The 21,281-nt window shown below is 71.8% G+C and carries 13 protein-coding genes; 8 read left to right on the top strand and 5 right to left on the bottom strand.

Annotation, left to right across the window (positions count from 1 at the left end; genetic code table 11):
- The first annotated feature begins 170 nt into the window (after positions 1–170).
- Positions 171–1,772, top strand: coding sequence for an RICIN domain-containing protein (locus ACQPYA_RS14120; protein WP_433533036.1), 1,602 nt, complete (start codon positions 171–173; stop codon positions 1,770–1,772).
- Positions 1,773–1,880: 108 nt separating this feature from the next.
- Here the strand turns inward: ACQPYA_RS14120 and ACQPYA_RS14115 are convergent, their stop codons facing one another.
- The 3 genes from ACQPYA_RS14115 to ACQPYA_RS14105 form a co-directional block, all read right to left on the bottom strand.
- On the bottom strand, positions 1,881–3,317 hold the full coding sequence (locus tag ACQPYA_RS14115; protein WP_433533035.1) for an endo-1,4-beta-xylanase: 1,437 nt from the start codon (positions 3,315–3,317) through the stop codon (positions 1,881–1,883).
- 309 nt (positions 3,318–3,626) lie between these two features.
- On the bottom strand, positions 3,627–4,676 hold the full coding sequence (locus ACQPYA_RS14110) for an acetylxylan esterase (protein ID WP_433533034.1): 1,050 nt from the start codon (positions 4,674–4,676) through the stop codon (positions 3,627–3,629).
- 21 nt (positions 4,677–4,697) lie between these two features.
- On the bottom strand, positions 4,698–5,726 hold the full coding sequence (locus ACQPYA_RS14105; protein WP_433533033.1) for a LacI family DNA-binding transcriptional regulator: 1,029 nt from the start codon (positions 5,724–5,726) through the stop codon (positions 4,698–4,700).
- Between the two features lie 283 nt (positions 5,727–6,009).
- On the opposite strand from ACQPYA_RS14105, the gene ACQPYA_RS14100 reads away from it, so the two are divergent.
- The 7 genes from ACQPYA_RS14100 (at position 6,010) to ACQPYA_RS14070 (ending at position 16,389) form a co-directional block, all read left to right on the top strand.
- Positions 6,010–8,448: a glycoside hydrolase family 3 N-terminal domain-containing protein gene (locus ACQPYA_RS14100; RefSeq protein ID WP_433533032.1), complete on the top strand. Its 2,439-nt coding sequence runs from the start codon at positions 6,010–6,012 to the stop codon at positions 8,446–8,448.
- Positions 8,445–9,419 (top strand): ABC transporter permease, encoded by a 975-nt coding sequence (locus ACQPYA_RS14095; RefSeq protein ID WP_433533031.1) that lies wholly within the window; start codon positions 8,445–8,447, stop codon positions 9,417–9,419. Before ACQPYA_RS14100 ends, ACQPYA_RS14095 begins: the two co-directional genes overlap by 4 nt.
- Positions 9,416–10,342: a carbohydrate ABC transporter permease gene (locus tag ACQPYA_RS14090; protein ID WP_433533030.1), complete on the top strand. Its 927-nt coding sequence runs from the start codon at positions 9,416–9,418 to the stop codon at positions 10,340–10,342. The genes ACQPYA_RS14095 and ACQPYA_RS14090 overlap by 4 nt, the downstream gene beginning before the upstream one ends.
- 63 nt (positions 10,343–10,405) lie before the next feature.
- Positions 10,406–12,019 (top strand): ABC transporter substrate-binding protein, encoded by a 1,614-nt coding sequence (locus tag ACQPYA_RS14085; RefSeq protein ID WP_433533029.1) that lies wholly within the window; start codon positions 10,406–10,408, stop codon positions 12,017–12,019.
- Between the two features lie 74 nt (positions 12,020–12,093).
- Complete coding sequence (locus ACQPYA_RS14080; protein ID WP_433533028.1) at positions 12,094–13,608, top strand: GH39 family glycosyl hydrolase; 1,515 nt, start codon at positions 12,094–12,096, stop codon at positions 13,606–13,608.
- Positions 13,609–13,684: 76 nt separating this feature from the next.
- Positions 13,685–14,368, top strand: coding sequence for a DUF624 domain-containing protein (locus ACQPYA_RS14075; protein WP_433533027.1), 684 nt, complete (start codon positions 13,685–13,687; stop codon positions 14,366–14,368).
- Positions 14,365–16,389: a beta-galactosidase gene (locus ACQPYA_RS14070; RefSeq protein WP_433533026.1), complete on the top strand. Its 2,025-nt coding sequence runs from the start codon at positions 14,365–14,367 to the stop codon at positions 16,387–16,389. Before ACQPYA_RS14075 ends, ACQPYA_RS14070 begins: the two co-directional genes overlap by 4 nt.
- Positions 16,390–16,412: 23 nt before the next feature.
- Here ACQPYA_RS14070 and ACQPYA_RS14065 read toward each other — a convergent pair whose 3' ends face one another.
- Positions 16,413–18,605, bottom strand: coding sequence for a protein kinase domain-containing protein (locus ACQPYA_RS14065; RefSeq protein WP_433533025.1), 2,193 nt, complete (start codon positions 18,603–18,605; stop codon positions 16,413–16,415).
- A gap of 367 nt (positions 18,606–18,972) precedes the next feature.
- Entirely contained in the window at positions 18,973–21,159 is a 2,187-nt protein-coding gene (locus tag ACQPYA_RS14060; protein WP_433533024.1) for an alpha-glucuronidase, read from the bottom strand.
- Between the last annotated feature and the right edge of the window lie 122 nt (positions 21,160–21,281).

Below are 21,281 nucleotides of genomic sequence, written 5' to 3'. Positions count from 1 at the left end.
CGTCCCACCCGGCACCCGGGGTGCGGCGCCCGCGCGGCCGACGGGCCGCGCGGGCGCCTTCTTTGCATTAATCGGAGCGTGTCGATATATCATTCAGGAAAGCGCTTGCTCCGTCCCGGCCACCGCTCCGGCAGGCGTTCCACCACCGACCCGCATCCGGAGGAACCCGCATGCTGCTCAGCACACCGAAGGGACGCGTACGCCTCGGCCTGGTGGCCGCCGCCACGCTCGCCCTGCTCGGCACCGCCGTCGCGGTCGCGCCACCGAGCGCGCAGGCCGCCACCGTCGACCCCAACGCCACGTACGTCTTCGTCAACCGGCACAGCGGCAAGGCGATGGACGTCTGGAACTGGTCCACCGCCGACAACGCCCCGATCAACCAGTACGCCCGCAACGACGCCGCGGTGCAGCAGTGGCGCTTCGTCGACGTCGGCGGCGGCTACTACCAGATCCGCTCGGTGCACAGCGGCAAGGTTCTCGAAGTGCCCAACGCCAACGACGGCGTCCAGCTCGTGCAGAACACCTCGGCCAGCGGCAACACCCGCCAGCACTTCCGGCTCGCCGATTCCGACGGCGGCCACGTCCGGTTCGTCAACCGGCACTCGAACAAGGCCCTGGACGTGTGGGGCTGGTCCACCGCCGACGGCGGCATGATCTCCCAGTACCAGGACCTCAACGGCGCCAACCAGCAGTGGCAGCTGGTCGTCCTCGGCGCGGCCAGCGGCTGCGGCAGCGGCGCCTTCCAGGCCGAGGCCGTGCTCAGCGGCGGCACCTGGACCGCCCGCAACGGCAGCAGCACGGTCTACACCGGCACCGACATGCGAGCGGCCGTGCAGGCCGCCGTGAACAGCCTCAGCGCCGGGCGCACCAGCAAGCAACGGGTGGTGGTACGCGGCTCCGGCACGATCAGCGCCGGCTCCCGCATCTCGCTGCCCAGCTACACCACGATCGACGTCTGCGGCACCATCAACGTGACCGGCTCCGGCTCCGGCGACCAGGCGCCGATCTACTCCCGCGGCACCACCCAGATCGAGGTGCAGAACCTCAGCGTCACCGGCGCCCCGCTGTACGGCATCTTCCTGCGCAACGTCACCAACGTGATCCTCGGCCAGATCGACATGCGGCTCTCCGGCGGGCTCGGCGTACGCATCGACAACCGGGGCGACACCAGCCAGTGGACCCGCAACGTCCGGATCGACAACGTCTACGTCTCCGGCGCCAGCTCGCACGCGGTCGAGACGTACGGCGTGGACGGGCTGACCGTCGGCACGGTGACCGCGCGCAACGTCGGCGAGTCCGGGCTGCTGCTCAACGAGACCATCAACGCCACGGTGACCACGGTCGACGCGGAGAACGCGGGCACCGGCACCGGTTACGCGGCGTTCCGGATCGCCAACCGCGCCGGCCGGATCGGCTCCGCCTACCCGACCAACATCCGGGTGGGCACCGTACGGGCGCGTGGTGGCGGCCGGGGCATCTTCTGCGTCTCGGAATCCGGCGGCACCGCGATCAACCGGGTCGACATCGCCGACACCGGCAACAACGCGATCCTGCTGGAGAACTGCTACGGCGTGGACATCGCTGCGGGTGGCGGCACGATCAGCGGCGGCGGGGAGGTACGGCTGGCCGCGCGTACCGAGTTCCCCGGCAACCGGGACCTGACCCTGCGCAACTTCACGCTGGTCAACAGCCGGATCGTGGAGAACCCCTGCGCGACCAACCTGACCATCAGCAACATCACCCTGAACAACTCCACCATCAGCCGCTGCTGATCGAGGGGCGGGCCCGGCTACGCCGGGCCCGCCCCTCGATCGGTTCGACCGGTTAACAGGGGCCCCCTCCTATGCACGAGGCGTTAAGAGGGGGCCCCTCCTTTCATCTCAGCTGGCGGTGCAGGTGGGGGTGGCGGTGGGGCCGACGCCGTTGCCCTGGAAGCCGAACTCGGTGCTGGTGCCGGGGTTGACGGTGCCGTTGTAGCTGACGTTGCGGAAGGTCACGTTGCCGCTGCTGCCGCTGGCCTGGGCGTTCCACGTGTTGGTCACCGTGCTGCCACCGGGTATCGCGATGTTCACCGCCCAGCCGTTCAGCCTGGTGGCGCCGGCGGTGACCCGCACCGTGGCGACGAACCCACCGGTCCAGGAGTTCAGCGAGATCGACGCGGTGCAGCCGGCTCCGCCGGGTGGCGGCGTGGTCGGCGGCGGGGTGGTGGGCGGAGGCGTGGTCGGCGGCGGGGTGGTCGGCGGAGGCGTGGTGGGCGGCGGGGTGGTGCCACCCGCGTTCAGCGCCTCAAGCGTCGCGTTGTACGCCGCCTTCTTGTTGCCGCTGCCGTCGAAGAGCAGCGGGGTGCCGCCGGAGCGCCACGAGTCGGTGTCGCGGATGCCCCAGACCGTGATGCCGGTGCAGCGGGCGACCGCGAGACAGTCGGTGACCACCCGGCGGTACGTCTCGGCCTGCGTGCTGCCGGAGCCCTCGATGTCCAGCTCGGTGATCTGCACGTCCACCCCGAGGGCGGCGAAGCTGGACAGCGTGGTGCGGTAGTTGCCGGGGTACGGCGAGTTGGGGTTGAAGTGCGACTGGAGGCCGACGCAGTCGATCGGCACGCCGCGGCTGCGGAAGTCGCGGACCAGGTTGTAGACGGCCTGGGTCTTGGCGTGGCTCCAGTCGTCGGTGTTGTAGTCGTTGTAGCAGAGCTTGGCGCCCGGGTCGGCGGCGCGGGCGGCGCGGAACGCCGCCTCGATCCAGTCGTTGCCGGTGCGCTGGAGGTTCGAGTCGCGCCGCGCGCCGCTGCTGCCGTCGGCGAACGCCTCGTTCACCACGTCCCAGGAGTGGATCTTGCCCCGGTAGTAGGTGGCCACCTGGGTGACGTGGTTGAGCATCGCGTTGCGCAGCGCGGTGCCGGACATGTTCTGCATCCAGCCGGGCTGCTGGGAGTGCCAGGCCAGGGTGTGGCCGCGTACCTGCATCCCGTTGGCCCGCGCGTGGTTGACGATCCGGTCCGCGTTGGCGAAGCTGAACTGCCCCTGCTGCGGCTCGGTCGCGTCGATCTTCATCTCGTTCTCGGGGGTGACCGAGTTGAATTCGCGGTTGAGGATGCCGACGTAGGTCGAGTCGGAGAGCTTGTTCGCCGCCACCGCGGCGCCGAAGTACCGGCCCTTCTCGGCCGCGGACGCGCCCAGGGTGGTCGCCGCGCTGGCGCTGGAGGCCACCACCACGCTGGTGGCGACGACGGCGAGACCAACCGCGGCCGAGACCAGTGCGGTGCGCGGTCGAAGTCGGGTCGCCGGGCGCCCGCTGGCGCGGGCGAAGGCGTTCTTCATGGCATGAGCCTTTCGACGAAGCCGTGCTGATGGAAAGCCGGCCTCGACCACTGCCCAGCACGATGGCCCTCCCGTCGCCAGCGCGGTCGCCCGGAAGCCGCGCCGGCCGGTGCACTCAGCCGGCCATCATGAGTAGTTCGAGGCTGTTCTATCGAAAACAGTATCGAAACACGTCCGAAAGCTCAACGCACCGAAGGCCGTCTTTTGTGGACCCGCCACTCCGCCCCGGCCCGGTCCACCGCATGACAGGGTGGCCGGGCAGGCCAGGATGCCGGCTTCGAAAGTTTCGGGTCGGCGACCGGTAATCGATCAGGCCGGCAGCGTCACGTCGCCGGGCACCGCGAGCGCCGGCCGGGAAGCCGGGGCGGCCGACTCACCGAGCACGCCGGCCAGCCAGCGCAGCTGGCGTCGCACGTGCGTGGCGTCCCCGTGCTCGTGGCCGTTGAACGGGTACACGTGCATGGTCCGGGCGACCGGCTCCGCGCCGCCGCCCGCGGCGCCGTACTGGTTGTACGCGGCGAACCCGGTGCGCGGCGGGCAGACCACGTCGCGCAGCCCGATCCCGAAATGCCCCGGCGCGCAGGCCCGGCGGGCGAAGCTGACGCCGTCGACGTAGGAGAGGGTGCGCCGCACCGCCTCCTCCGCGTCCCGGTTGACGGCGAGGTAGTTGACGATCTCGCCGTACGCGCCGACGTCGGTGAGCTCGATGGCCCGCTGGAGGTGGCAGAGGAACGGCGAGGTGGCGATCAGCGCGGCGAGATCGGGCACGAGCCCGCCGACCGCGAGGGCCAGCCCGCCACCCTGGCTGTTGCCGGCCACGACCACCCGCCGCGGATCGACGCCGGGCAGGGCACGCGCCGCCTGCACCGCGCGCACCGCGTCGGTGATGAGCCGGCGGTAGTAGTAGTCCTCCGGCGCGAGGATGCCCCAGGTCACCGGCGACGGCCCACCCGGCGCGCCGTGCGGGTCGGCGGTGTCACCCACGCCGTACTGGCCGGACTGCCCACGGGCATCCACGAGCAGGTGCGCGTACCCGGCCACCGGCCAGGTCAGGCGCTCGTGCGGCAGGCCCCGGCCCCGGCCGTAGCCGACGTACTCCACCACCACCGGCAGCGGTTCGCGCACTCCCGCCGGGCGGGTGTACCAGGCCCGGACCGGGTCACCGGCGAAGCCCGCGAAGGTGACGTCCCAGGTGTCCAGCAGGCGCAGGTCGGTCGGCTCGGGACGGACGTCGACCAGCACCGGCAGCGCCGACGCCTCCCGCAGGGTCGAGCGCCAGAACGTGTCGAAGTCGGCCGGCTCCGCCACGGTGGGCGCGTACTGTCGCAGCTCGTCGAGGGACATGGCGAACAGGGACATGGATTCCTCGCAGGTGGTCGGTCAACTGGGTGGTGGCGCGGTGCTCTCGCGTACCACCAGCTCGGCGACCAGGTCGATCCGGCTGGTGGGCAGGGCGACCCCGCGCGTGAGGTCGAGCAGCATCCGGGTCGCCGTGCCGGCCATGTCGCGCAGCGGCTGGTTGACCGTGGTCAGGGCCGGGCCGATCCAGGCGGAGACCGGGAGGTTGTCGTAGCCGACCACGGAGAGGTCGCCGGGCACGTCCAGGCCGAGCTGCCGGGCCGCCCGCAGGACCCCCATCGCCTGTAGGTCCGAGCCGGCGAAGATCGCCGTCGGGCGGTCCGCCCGGCTCAGCAGCTCGATGCCGTGGGCGTAGCCGGCGTCGAGATGGAAGTTCCCGGAGCGGACCAGGTCGGGGTCGACCGGTACGCCGAGTTCCTCGTGGGCGCAGCGGAAGCCCGCCGTCCGGGCCCGGGCGCAGAGCACGTCCGGCGGACCGGAGATGATCGCGACCCGGCGGTGACCCAGCTCAAGCAGGTGGCGGGTGGCGAGCAGGCCGCCGTTCCAGTTGTTCGAGCCGACCGTGGGCACCGAGGCCGAGCTGGCGCTGTCGGTGTCGACCACGACGACCGGGATCGCCTGACGCTGCAACTGCTGCCGCTGCTGGTCGGTCAGGTTGCACATCACCAGCAGCACGCCGAGCGGACGCCGGGCGATCAGCGCCTCCACCCACGACTGCGGCGGCCGGTGCGCGCCGTCCAGCTGCGACAGCACCACGTTGAGGCCGGTGGCGGCGGCGACCGCCTCGACCCCGCGGATGATCTCCAGCGCCCACTCGGAGCCGAACTCGTGGAACACCAGGTCGATCTGGCCCTCGCCGGAGGCCCGCCGGGCGCGGCGGCGGTAGCGGTTCCGCTCCAGGCTGGCCTCGACCCGCGCCCTGGTGCCGGCGGCAACGTCCGACCTCCCGTTGAGCACCTTGGAGACCGTCGCCGACGAGACGCCGACCTCCTGCGCGATGGTCGCGATCGTCGTGGGGCCGAGCACTCCCGGCGATCGGTCGTCTGCCATCCGATCCTCTGCAACGGTTCCGAAAATTTCGGAGAACTGTAGCACGGCACCGACCGGCCGGTGATGACGCGAGTCGATGCTGTCGGGGCACCCTCCAACCGCCCTGCGATGCCGATCGGGCAGCGCCAACAGTCACTTTCCGACCCTTGACACGTCTTGTCGGCACCCTTAGGTTCCCGACACAGATGCCGAACTGGTTTCCGAAACTATCGAGAATCACCGCGCTTCACGGCGGTCGACGTGGCCTGCCGGGACGACCTCCGGGCGCGGCCAAAGGGGTGCCATGACAAGTCAGCTGCCCGTGGACGATCGATTGGCGTCACCGGACGCCGATCGGTGGCGTGACCCGGGGCTGCGGCCCGCCGAACGGGCCGACGCGCTCATCCCGCTGATGTCGCTGGAGGAGAAGGCCGCCCAACTGGTCGGGCTCTGGGTCGGCGCGGACGCCTCCGGTGAGGGCGTCGCGCCCCACCAGACCGAGCTGGTCGAGCACATCCCGCCCTGGCCGGAGGCGATCCGGTACGGCCTGGGCCAGCTGACCCGGCCGTTCGGCACCGCACCGGTCGACCCGGTCCTCGGCGCCCGGTCGCTGGCCGCCTCCCAGGCGCAGATCGTCGCGGCCAGCCGGTTCGGCATCCCGGCCCAGGTGCACGAGGAGTGCCTGACCGGCTTCGCCGCCTGGCGCGCCACCGTCTATCCCGCCCCGTTGAGCTGGGGCGCGGCCTTCGACCCCGAGCTGGTGGCGGAGATGGCCGGGCGGATCGGCCGGTCGCTGCGGGCCGCCGGCGTCCACCAGGGCCTGGCCCCGGTGCTGGACGTGACCCGCGACTATCGCTGGGGGCGCACCGAGGAGACCATCGGCGAGGACCCCTACCTGGTCGGCACGACCGGTGCGGCGTACGTGCGGGGGTTGGAACGGGCCGGCGTGGTGGCGACGCTGAAGCACTTCGCCGGCTACTCGGCCTCCCGGGGCGGGCGGAACCTGGCCCCGGTGCCGATGGGACGCCGGGAACTGGCCGACGTGATCCTGCCGCCGTTCGAGATGGCCCTGCGGCTGGGCGGCGCCCGATCGGTCATGCACTCGTACGCCGAGATCGACGGCGTGCCGGTGGCCGCCGACGAGGAGCTGCTGACCCGGGTGCTGCGCGAGCAGTGGGGGTTCACCGGGATCCTGGTCGCCGACTACTTCGCCGTCCGGTTCCTACAGACCCTGCACGGCGTCGCCGCGGATGCCGGTGAGGCGGCCCGGCTCGCCCTGCGCGCCGGCATCGACGTCGAGCTGCCCACCGTGGACGCCTACGGCCCGCCGCTGGTGGCCGCGGTCCGCTCCGGCGCGGTCGACGAGGCTCTGGTGGACCGGGCCGTGCGGCGGGTGCTGATCCAGAAGATCGAGCTGGGGCTGCTCGACGACGGGTGGCAGGAGCTGCCCGCCGACGTCGAGGAGCTGCGGCTGGACGACGACGCCAGCCGGGAGGTGGCGCTGCGGCTGGCCCGGCACTCCGTGGTCCTGCTGCGCAACCGCGACGGGCTGCTGCCGCTCGCCGCCGATCAGCGGGTGGCGCTGGTCGGCCCGCTCGCCGACGACCCGATGGCCATGCTCGGCTGCTACTCCTTCCCGCTGCACGTCGGCCCGCAGTACCCGAAGCACGAGACCGGGGTGGAGATACCGTCGCTGCGCGAGGCGCTGCACCGACTGCACCCGCGGCTCACCCACGTGCCGGGCGCCACCATCACCGGGGACGACAGCGCCGGCATCGCCGCGGCGGTCGCGGCGGCCAGCGACGCCGACGTCTGCGTCCTCGCGGTCGGCGACCGGGCCGGCCTGTTCGGCCGGGGCACCTCCGGCGAGGGCTGCGACGCCGTCGACCTCCGGCTGCCCGGGGTGCAGGCCGAGCTGGTACGCGCGGTGCTGGCCACCGGCACACCGGTGGTGCTGGTGGTGCTCTCCGGCCGGCCGTACGCGCTCGGCGCGGCGGTGGACGACGCCGCCGCCATCGTGCAGGCGTTCTTCCCGGGCCAGCTCGGCGGCCAGGCGCTGGCCGAGGTGCTGACCGGCGAGGTGAACCCCTCCGGGCGGCTGCCGGTCAGCGTGCCCCGGCACACCGGCGGCCTGCCCGGCACCTACCTCTCCCCCGCGCTCGGTCGCCGTACCCAGGTGTCGTCGGTGGACCCGACCCCCGCGTACCCCTTCGGCCACGGGCTCAGCTACACCACCTTCGACTGGACCGACGCCACCGCGACCGCCGGGCCGGCCGACCCCACGGCCGAGCCGGGCGGGGCCAACGGCGCCGGCGGCGCCGCCGGTGAGCCGGCGGGCTGGGCGGTCGACGGGGAGGTGACGGTCGGCGTCACGGTCCGCAACACCGGCTCGCGGGCCGGCGCCGACGTGGTCCAGCTCTACCTGCACGACCCGGTGGCGCAGACCACGAGACCCGTGGTCCGCCTGGTCGGTTACGCGCGGGTGCCGCTGGAGGCGGGCGCGGCGGCCCGGGTCACCTTCGTGGTCCCCGCCGACGTCACCTCGTTCACCGGGCTGCACGGCCGGCGCATCGTCGAGCCCGGTGAGGTGCAGCTCCGTCTCGGCCGGTCCAGTGACGAGATCGCCACGACCCTGCCGCTGCGGCTGGTCGGCGACGAACGCGAGGTCGGCCACCACCGGCAGCTGGTCTCCCGGGTCCGCGTCGAGCCCGCCGCCGTGCCCGCGCCGCGGAGCCGGCAATGAGCATCCAGACCCGGGCGGCGGCGACACCCAGCCCACCGAAGACCCGGCCGCCGGTGCCGCGCGCCGCGCGCCGCACCTGGCGTCGTGCGCTGCGCCGGGACTGGCAGCTCTACTCGCTGGCGATCCTGCCGCTGCTGTTCTTCCTGATCTTCCGGTACCTGCCGATGCTCGGCAACGTGATCGCCTTCCGCCGGTTCCAGCCCGGCGGCAACATCTTCGGCGAGTACTGGGTCGGCCTGCGGTACGTGAAGATGTTCCTCAGCGACCCCACCTTCTGGAACGTCTTCACCAACACGCTGGTGCTGGGCACGCTCACCCTGCTGTTCTGCTTCCCGCTGCCGATCGTGCTGGCGCTGCTGCTCAACGAGGTACGGGCGCGCCGGCTCAAGCGGTTCGTGCAGTCGGTGTCGTACCTGCCGCACTTCCTGTCCATCGTGATCGTGGCGGCCATGGTGATGCAGCTGCTCTCCATGGACGGCACGGTCAACACGCTGGTCCGGGCGGCCGGCGGCGAGGCGATCCCCTTCCTGCAACGCCCCGAGTGGTTCCGGACGATCTACGTCTCCTCGGAGGTCTGGCAGACCGTCGGCTGGGGCACCATCCTCTACCTTGCCGCGCTCACCACCATCGACGACGACCTGTACGAGGCGGCCCGGATCGACGGCGCCAACCGGTGGCGGCAAACCTGGCACGTCACGCTCCCCGGCATCCGGCCGACCATGGTGACGCTGCTGATCCTCAACATCGGCGCCTTCATGGCGGTCGGGTTCGAGAAGATCCTGCTGCTCTACAACCCGCTCACCTATCCGACCGCCGACGTGATCTCCACGTACCTGTTCCGGATGGGCTTCGCGTCCAGCAACTTCAGCTATGCCGCCGCGATCGGGCTCTTCGAGGCGGTGATCGGGCTGATCCTCGTCATGTCGGCGAACCTGATCGCCCGGCGCACGGTGGGGACGAGCCTGTGGTGACCGTCGAGCGGGCCACCGAGCGCGGGCCGCGCCCCCGCCGCCGGCCGGGCATCCAGGAGACCCGGGGCTACCGGGTGTTCCAGGGGGTCAACGCGATCATCCTGACCGCCGTCGTGGTGGTGACGCTGTACCCGTTCGTCAACATCGTGGCCCGGTCGCTCAGCTCGGAGTCGTACATCATCGCCGGCCAGGTGAACCTGGTGCCGCGCGGGTTCAACATGGACACCTACCAGTTGGTGCTCTCCGACTCGATGTTCTGGACGAACTACCGCAACACCGTGTTCTACACGGTGACCGCCACCGCGATCTCGATCACGATGACCACCTGCTACGCGTACGTGTTGTCCAAGAAGCACCTCAAGGGTCGCAGCGCGCTGGTCGGCATCGCGGTGTTCACCATGTTCTTCTCCGGCGGGCTGATCCCCAACTACGTGCTGGTCACCAGCCTGGGGCTGAAGAACAGCGTCTGGGCCATCGCGCTGCCCAACGCGATCAACGTGTTCAACCTGCTGGTGATGAAGGCGTTCTTCGAGAGCCTGCCCGGCGATCTGGAGGAGGCCGCCGCCGTCGACGGGCTGAACACGTACGGCATCCTGCTGCGGATCGTGCTGCCGCTGTCGAAGGCCATCGTCGCCACGATGGTGCTCTTCTACGCGGTGGCCTTCTGGAACTCGTGGTTCGCCGCCTTCCTCTACCTGGACCGGCAGGAACTCTGGCCGGTGACCGTCTACCTGCGCAACCTGATCGCCGGGGCCACCGGCGCGGAGAACGTCGGCGCGATCGCCGAGGCCAACGAAGTGCAGGCCGAGGCGACCCTCAAGGCCGTGACCATCGTGCTCACCACGCTCCCCATCCTCCTGGTCTATCCCTTCGTCCAGCGGTACTTCGTCCGCGGCATCATGCTCGGCGCGGTCAAGGGCTGACCAGTGTGTTCCCCCGCCCCCACCACCGAAAGGACCGCCATGTTCCGCAGATCGTGGCGCCACGTGGCGACAGCCGCTGCCGCCCTGCTCCTCGTCACCAGCGTCGCCGCGTGTAGCGACGACCCCTCCGACGCCCAGGACCTGTCGGAGAACCGGGCCGGCGCGATGGAGAACTACGCCGTCGGCACCCAGTTCAAGGCCACCGAGCCGCTCTCCTTCTCCGTCCTGTACAACAACCACCCGAACTACCCGCTGAAGAACGACTGGCTGTTCTGGTCGGAGCTGACGTCGCGGACCAATGTCACGCTCGATCCGGTCGCCGTGCCGCTGAGCGACTACAACCAGAAGCGCAGCCTGTTGATCGGCGCCGGTGACACGCCGTTGCTCATCCCGAAGACGTACCCGCCGGACGTGCACGCGTACGTCGCCTCCGGGGCGATCCTGCCGGTCAGCGACTACCTCGATCTGATGCCGAACCTCAAGGACAAGATCGAGAAGTGGAACCTGAAGCCCGAGATGGACACGCTCCGGCAGGAGGACGGCAAGTACTACCTGCTGCCCGGCCTGCACGAGAAGCCCTGGCAGGACTACTCCCTGGCGGTACGCACCGACATCATGGAGGAGCTGAACCTGGAGATCCCGAGGACCTGGGACGAGCTCTACACCGTGCTCAAGGCGATGAAGGCGAAGTACCCGGACGTCTACCCGTTCTCCGACCGGTGGAGCCAGCCCAACCCGGCCGGCAACCTGCTCAACATCCTGGCCGTCTCGTACGGGCTGGAGGGCGCGGGCTGGAACTTCCAGCACGTCAGCTGGGACGCCAGTGCCCAGAGGTTCGAGTACACCGGCGCGGCCGAGAAGTACAAGCAGATGTTGCAGTACCTCAACAAGCTGGTCGCCGAGAAGCTGCTCGACCCGGAGAGCTTCACCCAGACCGACGACATCGCCCGGCAGAAGCTCGCCAACAGCAAGTCCTTCGTGATCAGCGCCAACGCCCAGGCCGTGGTCAACGACTACCGGCCGGACCTGGCGAAGAACCCCAAGGCCAAGATCGCCAAGATCCCGCTGCCGATCGGCCCGGCCGGCGAGATCAACCCGGCCAGCCGCCTGGAGAACGGCATGATGATCTCGTCGAAGGCCCGGGAGAGCAAGAACTTCGTGGCCATGATGCAGTTCGTCGACTGGCTCTGGTACTCCGACGCGGGCCAGGAGTTCGCCAAGTGGGGCGTGGAGGGCACCACCTTCACCAAGGACGCCGCCGGCAAGCACACCCTCGCGCCGGACGTCAACGTCATCGGCCTGAACCCCGACGCCCCGAAGCACCTGCAAAAGGACTTCGGCTTCTACAACGGGGTGTTCGCCTACGGCGGCAACCCGGAACTGGTGCAGGCCTTCTTCTCCCCGGAGGAGCAGGAGTTCCAGCAGGTGATGAACGCCCGGACGCCGAAGTTGCCGCCACCGCCGTACCCGCTGCGCGACGAGGAGCGGGAGCAGGTGTCGCTCTGGGAGACCCCACTGCGCGACCACGTCTACCAGGCCACGCTCCAGTTCGTCCTCGGGCAGCGTGACCTCGCCCAGTGGGACGCCTACGTGGCGGAGCTGAAGAGCAAGAACCTGGACGCCTACATGGAGACGGTCACCAAGGCGTACGAGCGCTACCAGCAGGCACACAGCTAGGACCTGGCCGGTCCGGTCGGGTCGGCGCGACCGGACCGGCCACCACCCCGCCGGCACCGAGCACGAGGACGACGATGCGCATCACCGTTGCGGAGCACCCCTGTGGCCGGCTGTCCGACGCCTGGCGGTTCGCCGTCGGCACCGGCCGGTTCGAGCTGGCGCTGCGGCGCGACTACCAGGACTCCCTCGCGCTCGTGCAGCGCGAGATCGGCTTCCGGCACATCCGCGGGCACGGGTTGTTCAGCGACGGTGTCGGCGTGCACCGCCCGTACGAGCACCGGGGCGAGCGCCACGTCCGGCACGCCTTCACGTACCTGGACCAGGTCGTCGACGCGTACCTCGAACTCGGCATCCGGCCCTTCCTGGAGCTGGGCTTCATGCCCGCCGGCCTGGCCAGCGGCGCGCAGACGGTGTTCTGGTGGCGCGGCAACGTCACCCCGCCGCGCGCACACACCGAGTGGGCCGACCTGGTCCGGGCCACGGTCGGCCACCTCGTCGACCGGTACGGCCCGGCCGAGGTGCGACGCTGGCCGATCGAGGTGTGGAACGAACCCGACCTGAAAGACTTCTGGCAGGACGCGGACGCCGACGCCTACCACCGGCTGTACGAGGTCAGCGCGCACGCCGTCAAGGAGGTGGACGCCGCGCTCCAGGTCGGCGGGCCGGCGCTCTCCCCCGGCGCCGGCGACGACTGGCTGCCCCGGTTCGCCGAGTTCGTCACGGACCGGGAGGTGCCGATCGACTTCGTCAGCCGGCACGCGTACACCTCCGGGCCGGCCCAGCACGTGCCGTTCGGCGTACACCAGACCCTGGCCCCGGCGCAGCGGCTGCTGGACCAGTTCGCCGCCCCGCGCCGGCAGCTCGCCGGCACCGCCCTCGCCGACCTGCCAGTGCACGTCACCGAGTTCAACTCCTCGTACCGGCCGGACAACCCGATCCACGACACCGCCTTCCACGCCGCCTATCTCGCCCCGGTGCTGGCCGGCGGCGGCGACCTGGTCGACTCCTTCGCGTACTGGACGTTCAGCGACATGTTCGAGGAGGTGGGGATCCCGACGACGCTGCTACACGGCGGGTTCGGCCTGCTCACCCACCGCCAGCTCAAGAAACCCGCCTACCACCTGTACGCCTTCATGAGCCGGCTCGGCGACCAGGTGCTCGCCCGCGGCCCGGACCACCTGGTCACCCGCGACGACACCGGCCGGGTCACCGTGCTGGCCTGGGCGCCGGTCGACGTCACCGGCCGCGACCCGGTCGACGGGCACACGGTGCGCCTGTCCCTGCCGGTCGGCGCGGCCCGCACCGCCTTCCTGCTGCGCTCCTCGGTCAGCGAGGACGCGGGCAACCTCTGGCGGGCGTGGTGCGAGCTGGGCCGCCCATCGTCGCCGACCAGCCGGCAGTTGGACTGGCTGCGGGAGGCCGCCGAGCCGGCCCGGCGGCACGCCTCGCTGCCGGTGCAGGCCGGCCGCGTCGCGCTGGACCTGCACCTGTCCCGACACGAGGTGACGCTGGCCGAACTGACCCCGGTCACCGACGAGACACCCCCCTGGTGGGACGAGACCCGCCTGTACGGCGAGGCCAGCTCATGAGCGAGCCCCGGCGAGCGAATCGTCAACTCGGTGTGGTGGTGCCTCATGGCGGCACGCAGCGAAGCGAAGTGCCGTCATGAATGCCGCCGTTCGGCGCGAGTTCGGGGAAGGGCCGCTGTCGCGGGGTGCCGCGCTGGTCTACACGCTGCTGGTGGTCGAGTTGCTGTTGCTGGCCTGCGCCGCCCCGGGCCTGCTCGCGTTGTTCGCGCTGGAGCGCCACGTCAGCAACCTGCCGCTGGTCGCCGCCTGCGCGGTGCCGCTCGGCCCGGCGCTGGCCGCCGCGGTGTACGCGCTGCACCGCCAGCGCCTCGACCTGACCGACCTGCACCCGTGGCGGCTGTTCTGGCGCGGCTACCGGGCCAACCTGGCCGGCTCGCTGCTGGTCTGGGTGCCGACGCTGGTGTGGTTGACGGTGATCGCGGTCAACCTGGTCAACCTGCCGGCCGCCGGGGTGCCCGGTTGGTGGGCGGTGCCGTTGGTGCTGGTCGGCGCGGTGGTGGCCGTGGTCGGGGTGAACGCGCTGGTGATCACGTCGCTGTTCACGTTCCGGCTGCCCGACGTGCTGCGGCTGGCCGGCTACTTCGTGCTGCGTACCCCGGTGGTCGCGGTCGGCACCGCGTTGCTGCTGGTCGCGGCGACGCTGCTCACCCTGGTCGCCTCGGAGGCGGCGCTCGCCGCGCTCGGCTCGGTGCTGGTGCTGGCCCTGGTCCGCGGCGGCGAACCGATGATCGCCACCATCCGGAGGGAGTTCGTCCAGTGAGTCTGCCGGTCACGGCCAAGGTCTCCTTCGGTGGGGACTACAACCCCGAGCAGTGGCCCGAGCCGGTCTGGGCCGACGACTACCGGCTGTTCGACCTGGCCGGCATCGACACCGTCACCCTCGGCGTCTTCGACTGGGCGCTGACCCAGCCGGCCCCGGACGCCTACGACTTCGCCCTGCTGGACCGCATCGTCGCCCGGGCCGCCGCGCAGGGCCGGACGATCTGCCTGGCCACCGGCACGGGCGCCCATCCGGCGTGGCTGGCCCGTGCCCACCCGGAGGTGACCCGGGTCGACTTCGAGGGCCGCCGGCACCGGTTCGGGCAGCGGCACAACTCCTGCCCCAGCTCTCCGGTGTTCCGCCGGCTCTCGACCGAGCTGGCCCGCCGGCTCGCCGCCCGGTACGCGGACAACCCGTCCGTGGTGGCCTGGCACGTCGGCAACGAGTACGGCGGGGCCTGCTACTGCCACCTCTGCGCGGCGGGCTTCCGGCAGTGGCTGCGCGAGCGCTACCACACCCTGGCGGCGTTGAACGCGGCCTGGTACACCACCTTCTGGTCGCACACCTTTGGCGACTGGGACGAGATCGAACCGCCGTCGGCGCTGACCGAACACTGGCGCGGGCCGGACCACACCGCGTTCCAGGGCATCACCCTGGACTACCGGCGGTTCATGTCCGAGGCGATGCTGGCCAACTTCCGCGACGAGAAGGCCGCCATCCGCGAGTCCAGCGACGCGCCGGTGACCACCAACTTCATGGGCATGTACCGGCCGATCGACTACCACCGTTGGGCGGAGCACCTGGACTTCGCCTCGTGGGACAACTACCCGCCGGACGACAGCTCGCCGGAGTGGATGGCGCTGGGCCACGACCTGATGCGGGGCCTGAAGGACGGTCAGCCGTTCTGGCTGATGGAGCAGACTCCGAGCACGACGGCGTGCCGGGACGTCAACCCGCTCAAGCGCCCCGGGGTGATGCGGCTGTGGAGCTGGCAGGCGGTCGCGCACGGCGCGGACGCGGTGCTGTTCTTCCAGCTCCGGGCGTCGCGGGGGGCGTGCGAGAAGTACCACGGGGCGGTCATCGGCCACGCCGGCCGCGCCGACACCCGGGTGTTCCGGGAGGTCGCCGACCTCGGGGCGGAGCTGCGCCGGCTCGGCGACGTCACGCTCGGCGCGCGGACGCCGGCCCGGGTGGCGCTGCTGTTCGACTGGGACAGCTGGTGGGCGCTGGAGATCTCCGACGGCCCGTCCCGGCTGGTCCGCTACCAGCAGGTCGTACTGGCCTACTACCGTGCGCTCTGGGCGGCCGGGGCGGACGTCGACGTGATCGGCGTCGGCGCGGACCTCTCCGGCTACGAGGTGGTCGTCGCCCCGGCGCTGCACATGCTCAAGGACGACCTGGCCGACCGGCTGGCCGCTGTCGCCGAGCGGGGCGGGTCGGTGCTGACCACCTTCCTCTCCGGCCGGGTGGACGGGGACGGCAACGCGTTCCTGATGGACGTGCCCGGCCCGCTGGGGCGGCTGATGGGCGTCCGGGTCGACGAGTGGGACGCCCGCGAGGCGGAGGTGGTCAACCCGGTCTGCCTGGGCACTGGCCGGTTCGAGGTCCCGGCCCGGCTGGTGTTCGAGCTGGTCATCCCGGCCGGCGCGGAGGTGGTGGGCAGCTACCGGGCCGACTTCTACGCCGGCACCCCGGCGGTCACCCGCAACTCCTACGGCGCCGGCCACGGCTGGTACGTCGGCACGGCGCTGGAGCAGCCCGGCGTCTCCTGGGTGGTGCGGCAGGTGCTGGACCACCACGGCCTGACCGGACCGTACCCGGACGTGCCGGGCCTGGAGACCTCGGTACGGGTCACCCCCGACGGGACGCGGTTGCGGTTCCTGCTCAACCACGACCCCGAGCCGGTGACGGTGACGGCGGCCCGGGGCGGCGTGGACCTGCTCACCGGCGACCGGGTCGACCCGGGCCGTCCACTGCGGATCGACGGCCACGGCGTGGTGCTGGTCCGGGAGGACGCCTGAGCCGGGAGGACGCCTGGGCCGGATCAGCCGAGCTTCCACTTCTGGTTGCCCTTGCCGTTGCACTGCCAGAGGTGTAGCCGGGCGCCGTTGGCCGTGCTCTGCTCGGCCACGTCCACACACCGGTCCGCCCGCACGTTGACGAGGTCGTGGGCGTTGTTGAGGGTGAACTTCTGGGACCCGGTGCCGGTGCAGTCGGAGAGCTGGATCGCCGCACCGTCCTGGGTCGATCCGCCGGCCACGTCCAGGCATTTGCCCATCGATCGGACCGTACCGTCGCCGGGGAAGGTCCAGAGCTGCTTGGCGCTCCGGTGGCAGTCCCAGATGTGCAGCCGGGCCCCCACGTAGGCCTTGCCCTCGGGGATGTCGATGCAGCGATCGCTGGCAAAGCCGATGATCGTGTTACCGGCGGCCGGGCTGGCCGACGGCGGTGCCGTGGTGCCGGCCTGACCAGGATTCGCGGGCCCGGTCGTGCCGGTGCCACCCGGCGTCGCCGCCGGCCGCGCGCTCGCGGGCCCGCTCACCGTCGGGCCCCCCGGTGCGCGACGGGTCCAGCTGGCGGCCGGCGGGAGCGCCTGGAACCCATCGCTGAACAGCGCGAACGTACGCTGGCTGGCCGACCATTCGGCGTCGGCGCTACCCCACCCGAGCAGGTACGCGCGTCCGTTGTGGCCGAGGAAGGTGCGGCGGAGCGTGTGCATCCGGGTGCCGTCGTCGGCGGTGTGGGTCCACTCCCAGTCGGCCGCCCCGGCCTGGTAGCCGACCGTGGCGAGACGCACCCGCTGGTAGTCGTCGTAGCGCGGGCGCTCGGACTTCTCCCGGGCCCGCAGTTCTGCCAGCGGGCTCGCCGGGACCTTCCGGAGTTCGCCGACCACGACGAACCGCGGGCCGGTCGGCTCCCGGAACTCGACCCGGCCGTCCGCCCGGTGGGGCGTCCAGCCGTCCGGCACCGGCATCTGGAACGCGGGATCGCCGCGGTAATAGTGCCAGCCGGCCGGCGGTGGCGACACCAGCTGCGACACCGGCACGTCCGGCAACTCGGTGGGGCGCGCCGCCGGGTCGGGCTCCGTGCCGCCGAACGGCCCGCCGCCGCGCAGTGACCCACCCACCAGCAACGCCAGCAGCAGGGCGGCGGTGAGCGAGCCGACAAGCAGCCCACGCCGCCGCCGGCGGCGCACGCCCACCGCCGGGTCCGCCAGCGCAGAACCGTGCGGGGCCGACCCACCCGACCCGGCGATGCCCCCGCCGGCCGGATTGCTGTTGGCCGGATTGCTGTTGGCCGGACCGCCGCCAGTCGGATTGCCGTTGGCCGGAGCGAAGGCGGCACCTGCGACCCCGGCGGGGGCGGCGGGGGCGGCCCCCGCGCGGAACTCCGGCGTGATCCGTGGTCGGGCTGCTCCGTCCGCCGCGTCGGCTCCCGCGACCGGCAACCCCACCCGCGCCGGGCCGGCCGCGCGGATCGGTGCGATGGGGCCGGCCACCCGGCGCAGGATGCGCTCCGCGTCTTCGGCGCTGATCCGCTCCTCGGGGTCGCGGCGCAGCAGCCCGGCCAGCAGCTCGCTCAGCGGGCCGGCCCGCTGCGGTGGCGGCGGCAACTCGGTGGCGAGCGCGGCCAGGGTGGAGATCGGTGAGGAGCGGTTGTAGGGCGTACGCCCCTCGACCGCCGCGTACAGGGTGGCACCGAGCGACCAGAGGTCGGCGGCGGGGCCGACGACGCCGTCGGTGGCCCGCTCGGGGGCGAGGTACGCCGGTGAGCCGAGCACCAGGCCGGTGCGGGTCACCCGCGGATCGCCGGGCAGGGTGGCGAGACCGAAATCGGTCAGCACCACGCGGCCGTCCTCGGCGATCAGCACGTTGGCCGGCTTGACGTCGCGATGCAGGATGCCGGCGGCGTGCGCGGCGCGCAGGGCCCCGAGCACGCCCAACCCGACGTGGGCCGCGCGGGTCGGCTCCATCGGCCCTCCGGCCGCGAGCACCTGGTGCAGCGACCGGGACTGGATCAGCTCCATCACGATCCAGGGGTCACCGTCGGCGAGGAGCACGTCGAAGACGCGTACGACGTTGACGTGCCCGAGCCGGGCGACCGCGCGCGCCTCACGCATGGACCGTTCCCGCATCTCGTGCCGCTCGTCGTCGGTGAGGCCAGGTGGCGGCACCAATTCCTTAATCGCGACATCGCGCTGTAACGTCTCGTCGCGGGCCTGCCAGACGCGACCCATTCCGCCCTGGCCGAGTGGGCGAATCAATCGGTAACGACCAGCGATAATCTGCGATGCAATGCCGGGCACGGCTGGACATTACCGGACCGGTGCGACCAACCCGCGCACGGAGACGGCGCGGGATTGCGACAGTTAAACGCGTCACATCCGTGAACGATTCCCTGGTCGACCATTCCGAAATCGCATTGACCCCCACTCGCCGACCACAAATAACCGTACGCAAAGTTACCAATACGTACCCCACCCCCACCCCCTTCCCCGGGCCACCGATCATGCAGTAATGGTGGGCGCAATGCTCGGTACGGGGCATTTGTGCGGCACCACAACTGCATGATCGACATGCGTGGGGGGTGGGGTGGCTGGCGGGTCAGTGCAGGGGGCGGCCGTGGGCGTCAGGGGTGCCGGATTTGCGGTGGAAGTAGGCGTTGACCTGGTCACGCCACTCCTGGGCGCAGCGCAGCTGCTCGGCCAGGCGCTCGGTGACCCGGGCGTGTAGGGCCGGGTCGACCAGCCCGGCGAGCCACTCCCAGCGCCGGCACATCGCCTCCACCTCCGCCACCCCGTCGAAGTGGGTGTCGTAGATGTGCTGGATCACCGTGCTGCCGCTGTGCAGCACGTGGTCGTAGGGCACGTGGTGGAAGAAGAGCAGCAGCTCGTCGGGGCAGGAGGCGGGCGACTCGTACCTCTGGGACCAGGGCGGCGGGTACTGGCCGGTGAAGCCGGTGCCGGTGGCCCGGGTGCGGTCCACGCCCACGCCGTCCCGGTCGGCGAAGTGGTAGGTGCCCCACGGGGTGTACTCGTACCCGTCGACGTCGGGGCCGTAGTGGTGGCCGGGGCGGACCATGAAGCCCACGCCCAGCGGCGCGGTGTACCGCTCGTAGCTGCGCCACGAGTCGTCCATGATCTCGTGCAGGGTGCGCCGCAGCAGGTCGGGGTCGGCCGACGCCGCCGGGTCGAAGGTGAGGTCGAGCCACTCGTCCAGCACGGCCTCGGGGCGCAGCCGGGGATCCCAGGCGAGCCGGCCGAAGGCGTACAGGTTGGCCTGGGCCAGTGGGTGGCCGGTCCAGAACGGGTCGTCGCCCACGTTGGAGACCGCGACCAGGCCGCCGCCGTCGGCCGCCACGTCGGCGACGGTACGCCCGTCCTCCCCCCAGGGGGCGAACCGCAGCACCTCGCTCCACCAGGGGGCCAGGTGGCAGACGTGCCGCTGCTGGCCGGTGTACTCCTGGGTCACCTGCAACTCCACGGCCAGCCGGGTGCCGGGCATCGCGGCGATCACCGGGGAGACCGGTTCCCGGGTCTGGAAGTCCATCGGGCCGTGTTTGACCTGCACGATGACGTTGTCCCGGAACCGGCCGTCGAGCGGGGCGAAGTGGTCGAAGGCGGCGCGGGCGCGGTCGGTCGAGCGGTCCCGCCAGTCCTGCCGGTGGTTGTAGACGAAGGCCCGCCAGTGCACCACGCCGCCGTGCGGTGCCAGCGCTCCGGCGAGCAGGTTCGCCCCGTCGGCGTGGTCCCGGCCGTAGCTGAACGGGCCGGGCTGGCCCTCCGAGTCGGCCTTCACCACGTACCCGCCGAAGTCGGGTATGCGGGCGTACACCCGCCCGGTGGTCTCGGCCCACCAGTCCCGCACCGCCTCGTCGAGCGGGTCCGCGGTGGGCAGTCCGCCGAGCACGACCGGCGCGGCGAAGGTCACCGACAGGTGCGCCTGGATGCCGTACGGCCGCAGCTCGTCGGCGATCTCGGCCACGTCGGCGAGCCGGTCGGTGAGCAGCCGTGCCTCGGTGGCGTGCACGTTGACGTTGTTCACCGATACCGCGTTGACCCCGCTTGCGGCCAGCAACCGGGCGTACGCCCGCACCCGGGCCCGGTCGCGCCGGGGCCGGCCGGCCCGCCAGAAGATCGAGCCGCCGGCGTAGCCGCGCTCGACCTGCCCCATCACCGGGTGCACGTCCACGTTGTCCCAGTGGTCGAGCATCCGCCGGCGCATCGCCGGCCGGTGCAGCCGCGCCGGGTGCGACGCCCCGAACGCGGCCTCACCGGATCGCACCACGTCGAACAGTCCATAGAGAAGCCCGGCCGGCGCGTCGGCCAGCACCACCGTGACCTCGCCGGGGCGGACCACCGCGTAGCCCTCCTCGCCGAGCGGCCCGCCGCCGGCCGCCGCCAGCTCGGCCCGAGCCACCCCCAGGGAGTCCTGCCCGGACCGGGCCACGCTCTGTCCGGGCCGCCCGGCCACGGAATCGGCCGACGCCACGGCGTCGGGCCGGGGCGTGGGGTTTGCGGTGGAGGGGGCCGGGACAAGAGCGAGCACGAGGTCCGCCGTCGACTCGCCGGTCATCGGTGACACCGGGTCGGCGGCAACCCTGCGCACCGTGCCGCCATGCGCGGCGCAGGCCCGCTGGACCTCGGCGAACACCGTGTCGACGAGGAGGCCGTCGCCGCAGATCAGGGTGCGGCGGGAGCCGACCGCGCGGAACGCCGCAGGCGGCAGCCAGGCTGGGTGGACGTCGGTCAGGTCGGTGGTGTCCGGCTCCGCCGGTGCTGCCGTCGCCATTGCGCAGATCGTAACGATCTTCTCGGGTTCGTCAAGGTACTTCCGGAAGGCGTGGGCGGCGGGCCGCCGGTTTGGTGCGCCGCCGCACGGGTATCCGCCGGGTCCGTGGCGAGAAGGGGGCC

It is taken from the genome of Micromonospora sp. CA-263727, assembly GCF_050942455.1.
GTDB lineage: Bacteria > Actinomycetota > Actinomycetes > Mycobacteriales > Micromonosporaceae > Micromonospora.
The sequence above is the reverse complement of the archived record's forward strand: the minus strand, read 5'-3'. Positions and strand labels throughout refer to the sequence as shown.

Coding starts and splice junctions, on each gene's coding strand:
- ACQPYA_RS14120 (WP_433533036.1), top strand. CDS start 171: ATGCTGCTCAGCACACCGAAGGGACGCGTACGCCTCGGCCTGGTGGCC.
- ACQPYA_RS14115 (WP_433533035.1), bottom strand. CDS start 3,317: ATGAAGAACGCCTTCGCCCGCGCCAGCGGGCGCCCGGCGACCCGACTT.
- ACQPYA_RS14110 (WP_433533034.1), bottom strand. CDS start 4,676: ATGTCCCTGTTCGCCATGTCCCTCGACGAGCTGCGACAGTACGCGCCC.
- ACQPYA_RS14105 (WP_433533033.1), bottom strand. CDS start 5,726: ATGGCAGACGACCGATCGCCGGGAGTGCTCGGCCCCACGACGATCGCG.
- ACQPYA_RS14100 (WP_433533032.1), top strand. CDS start 6,010: ATGACAAGTCAGCTGCCCGTGGACGATCGATTGGCGTCACCGGACGCC.
- ACQPYA_RS14095 (WP_433533031.1), top strand. CDS start 8,445: ATGAGCATCCAGACCCGGGCGGCGGCGACACCCAGCCCACCGAAGACC.
- ACQPYA_RS14080 (WP_433533028.1), top strand. CDS start 12,094: ATGCGCATCACCGTTGCGGAGCACCCCTGTGGCCGGCTGTCCGACGCC.
- ACQPYA_RS14075 (WP_433533027.1), top strand. CDS start 13,685: ATGAATGCCGCCGTTCGGCGCGAGTTCGGGGAAGGGCCGCTGTCGCGG.
- ACQPYA_RS14065 (WP_433533025.1), bottom strand. CDS start 18,605: ATGGGTCGCGTCTGGCAGGCCCGCGACGAGACGTTACAGCGCGATGTC.
- ACQPYA_RS14060 (WP_433533024.1), bottom strand. CDS start 21,159: ATGGCGACGGCAGCACCGGCGGAGCCGGACACCACCGACCTGACCGAC.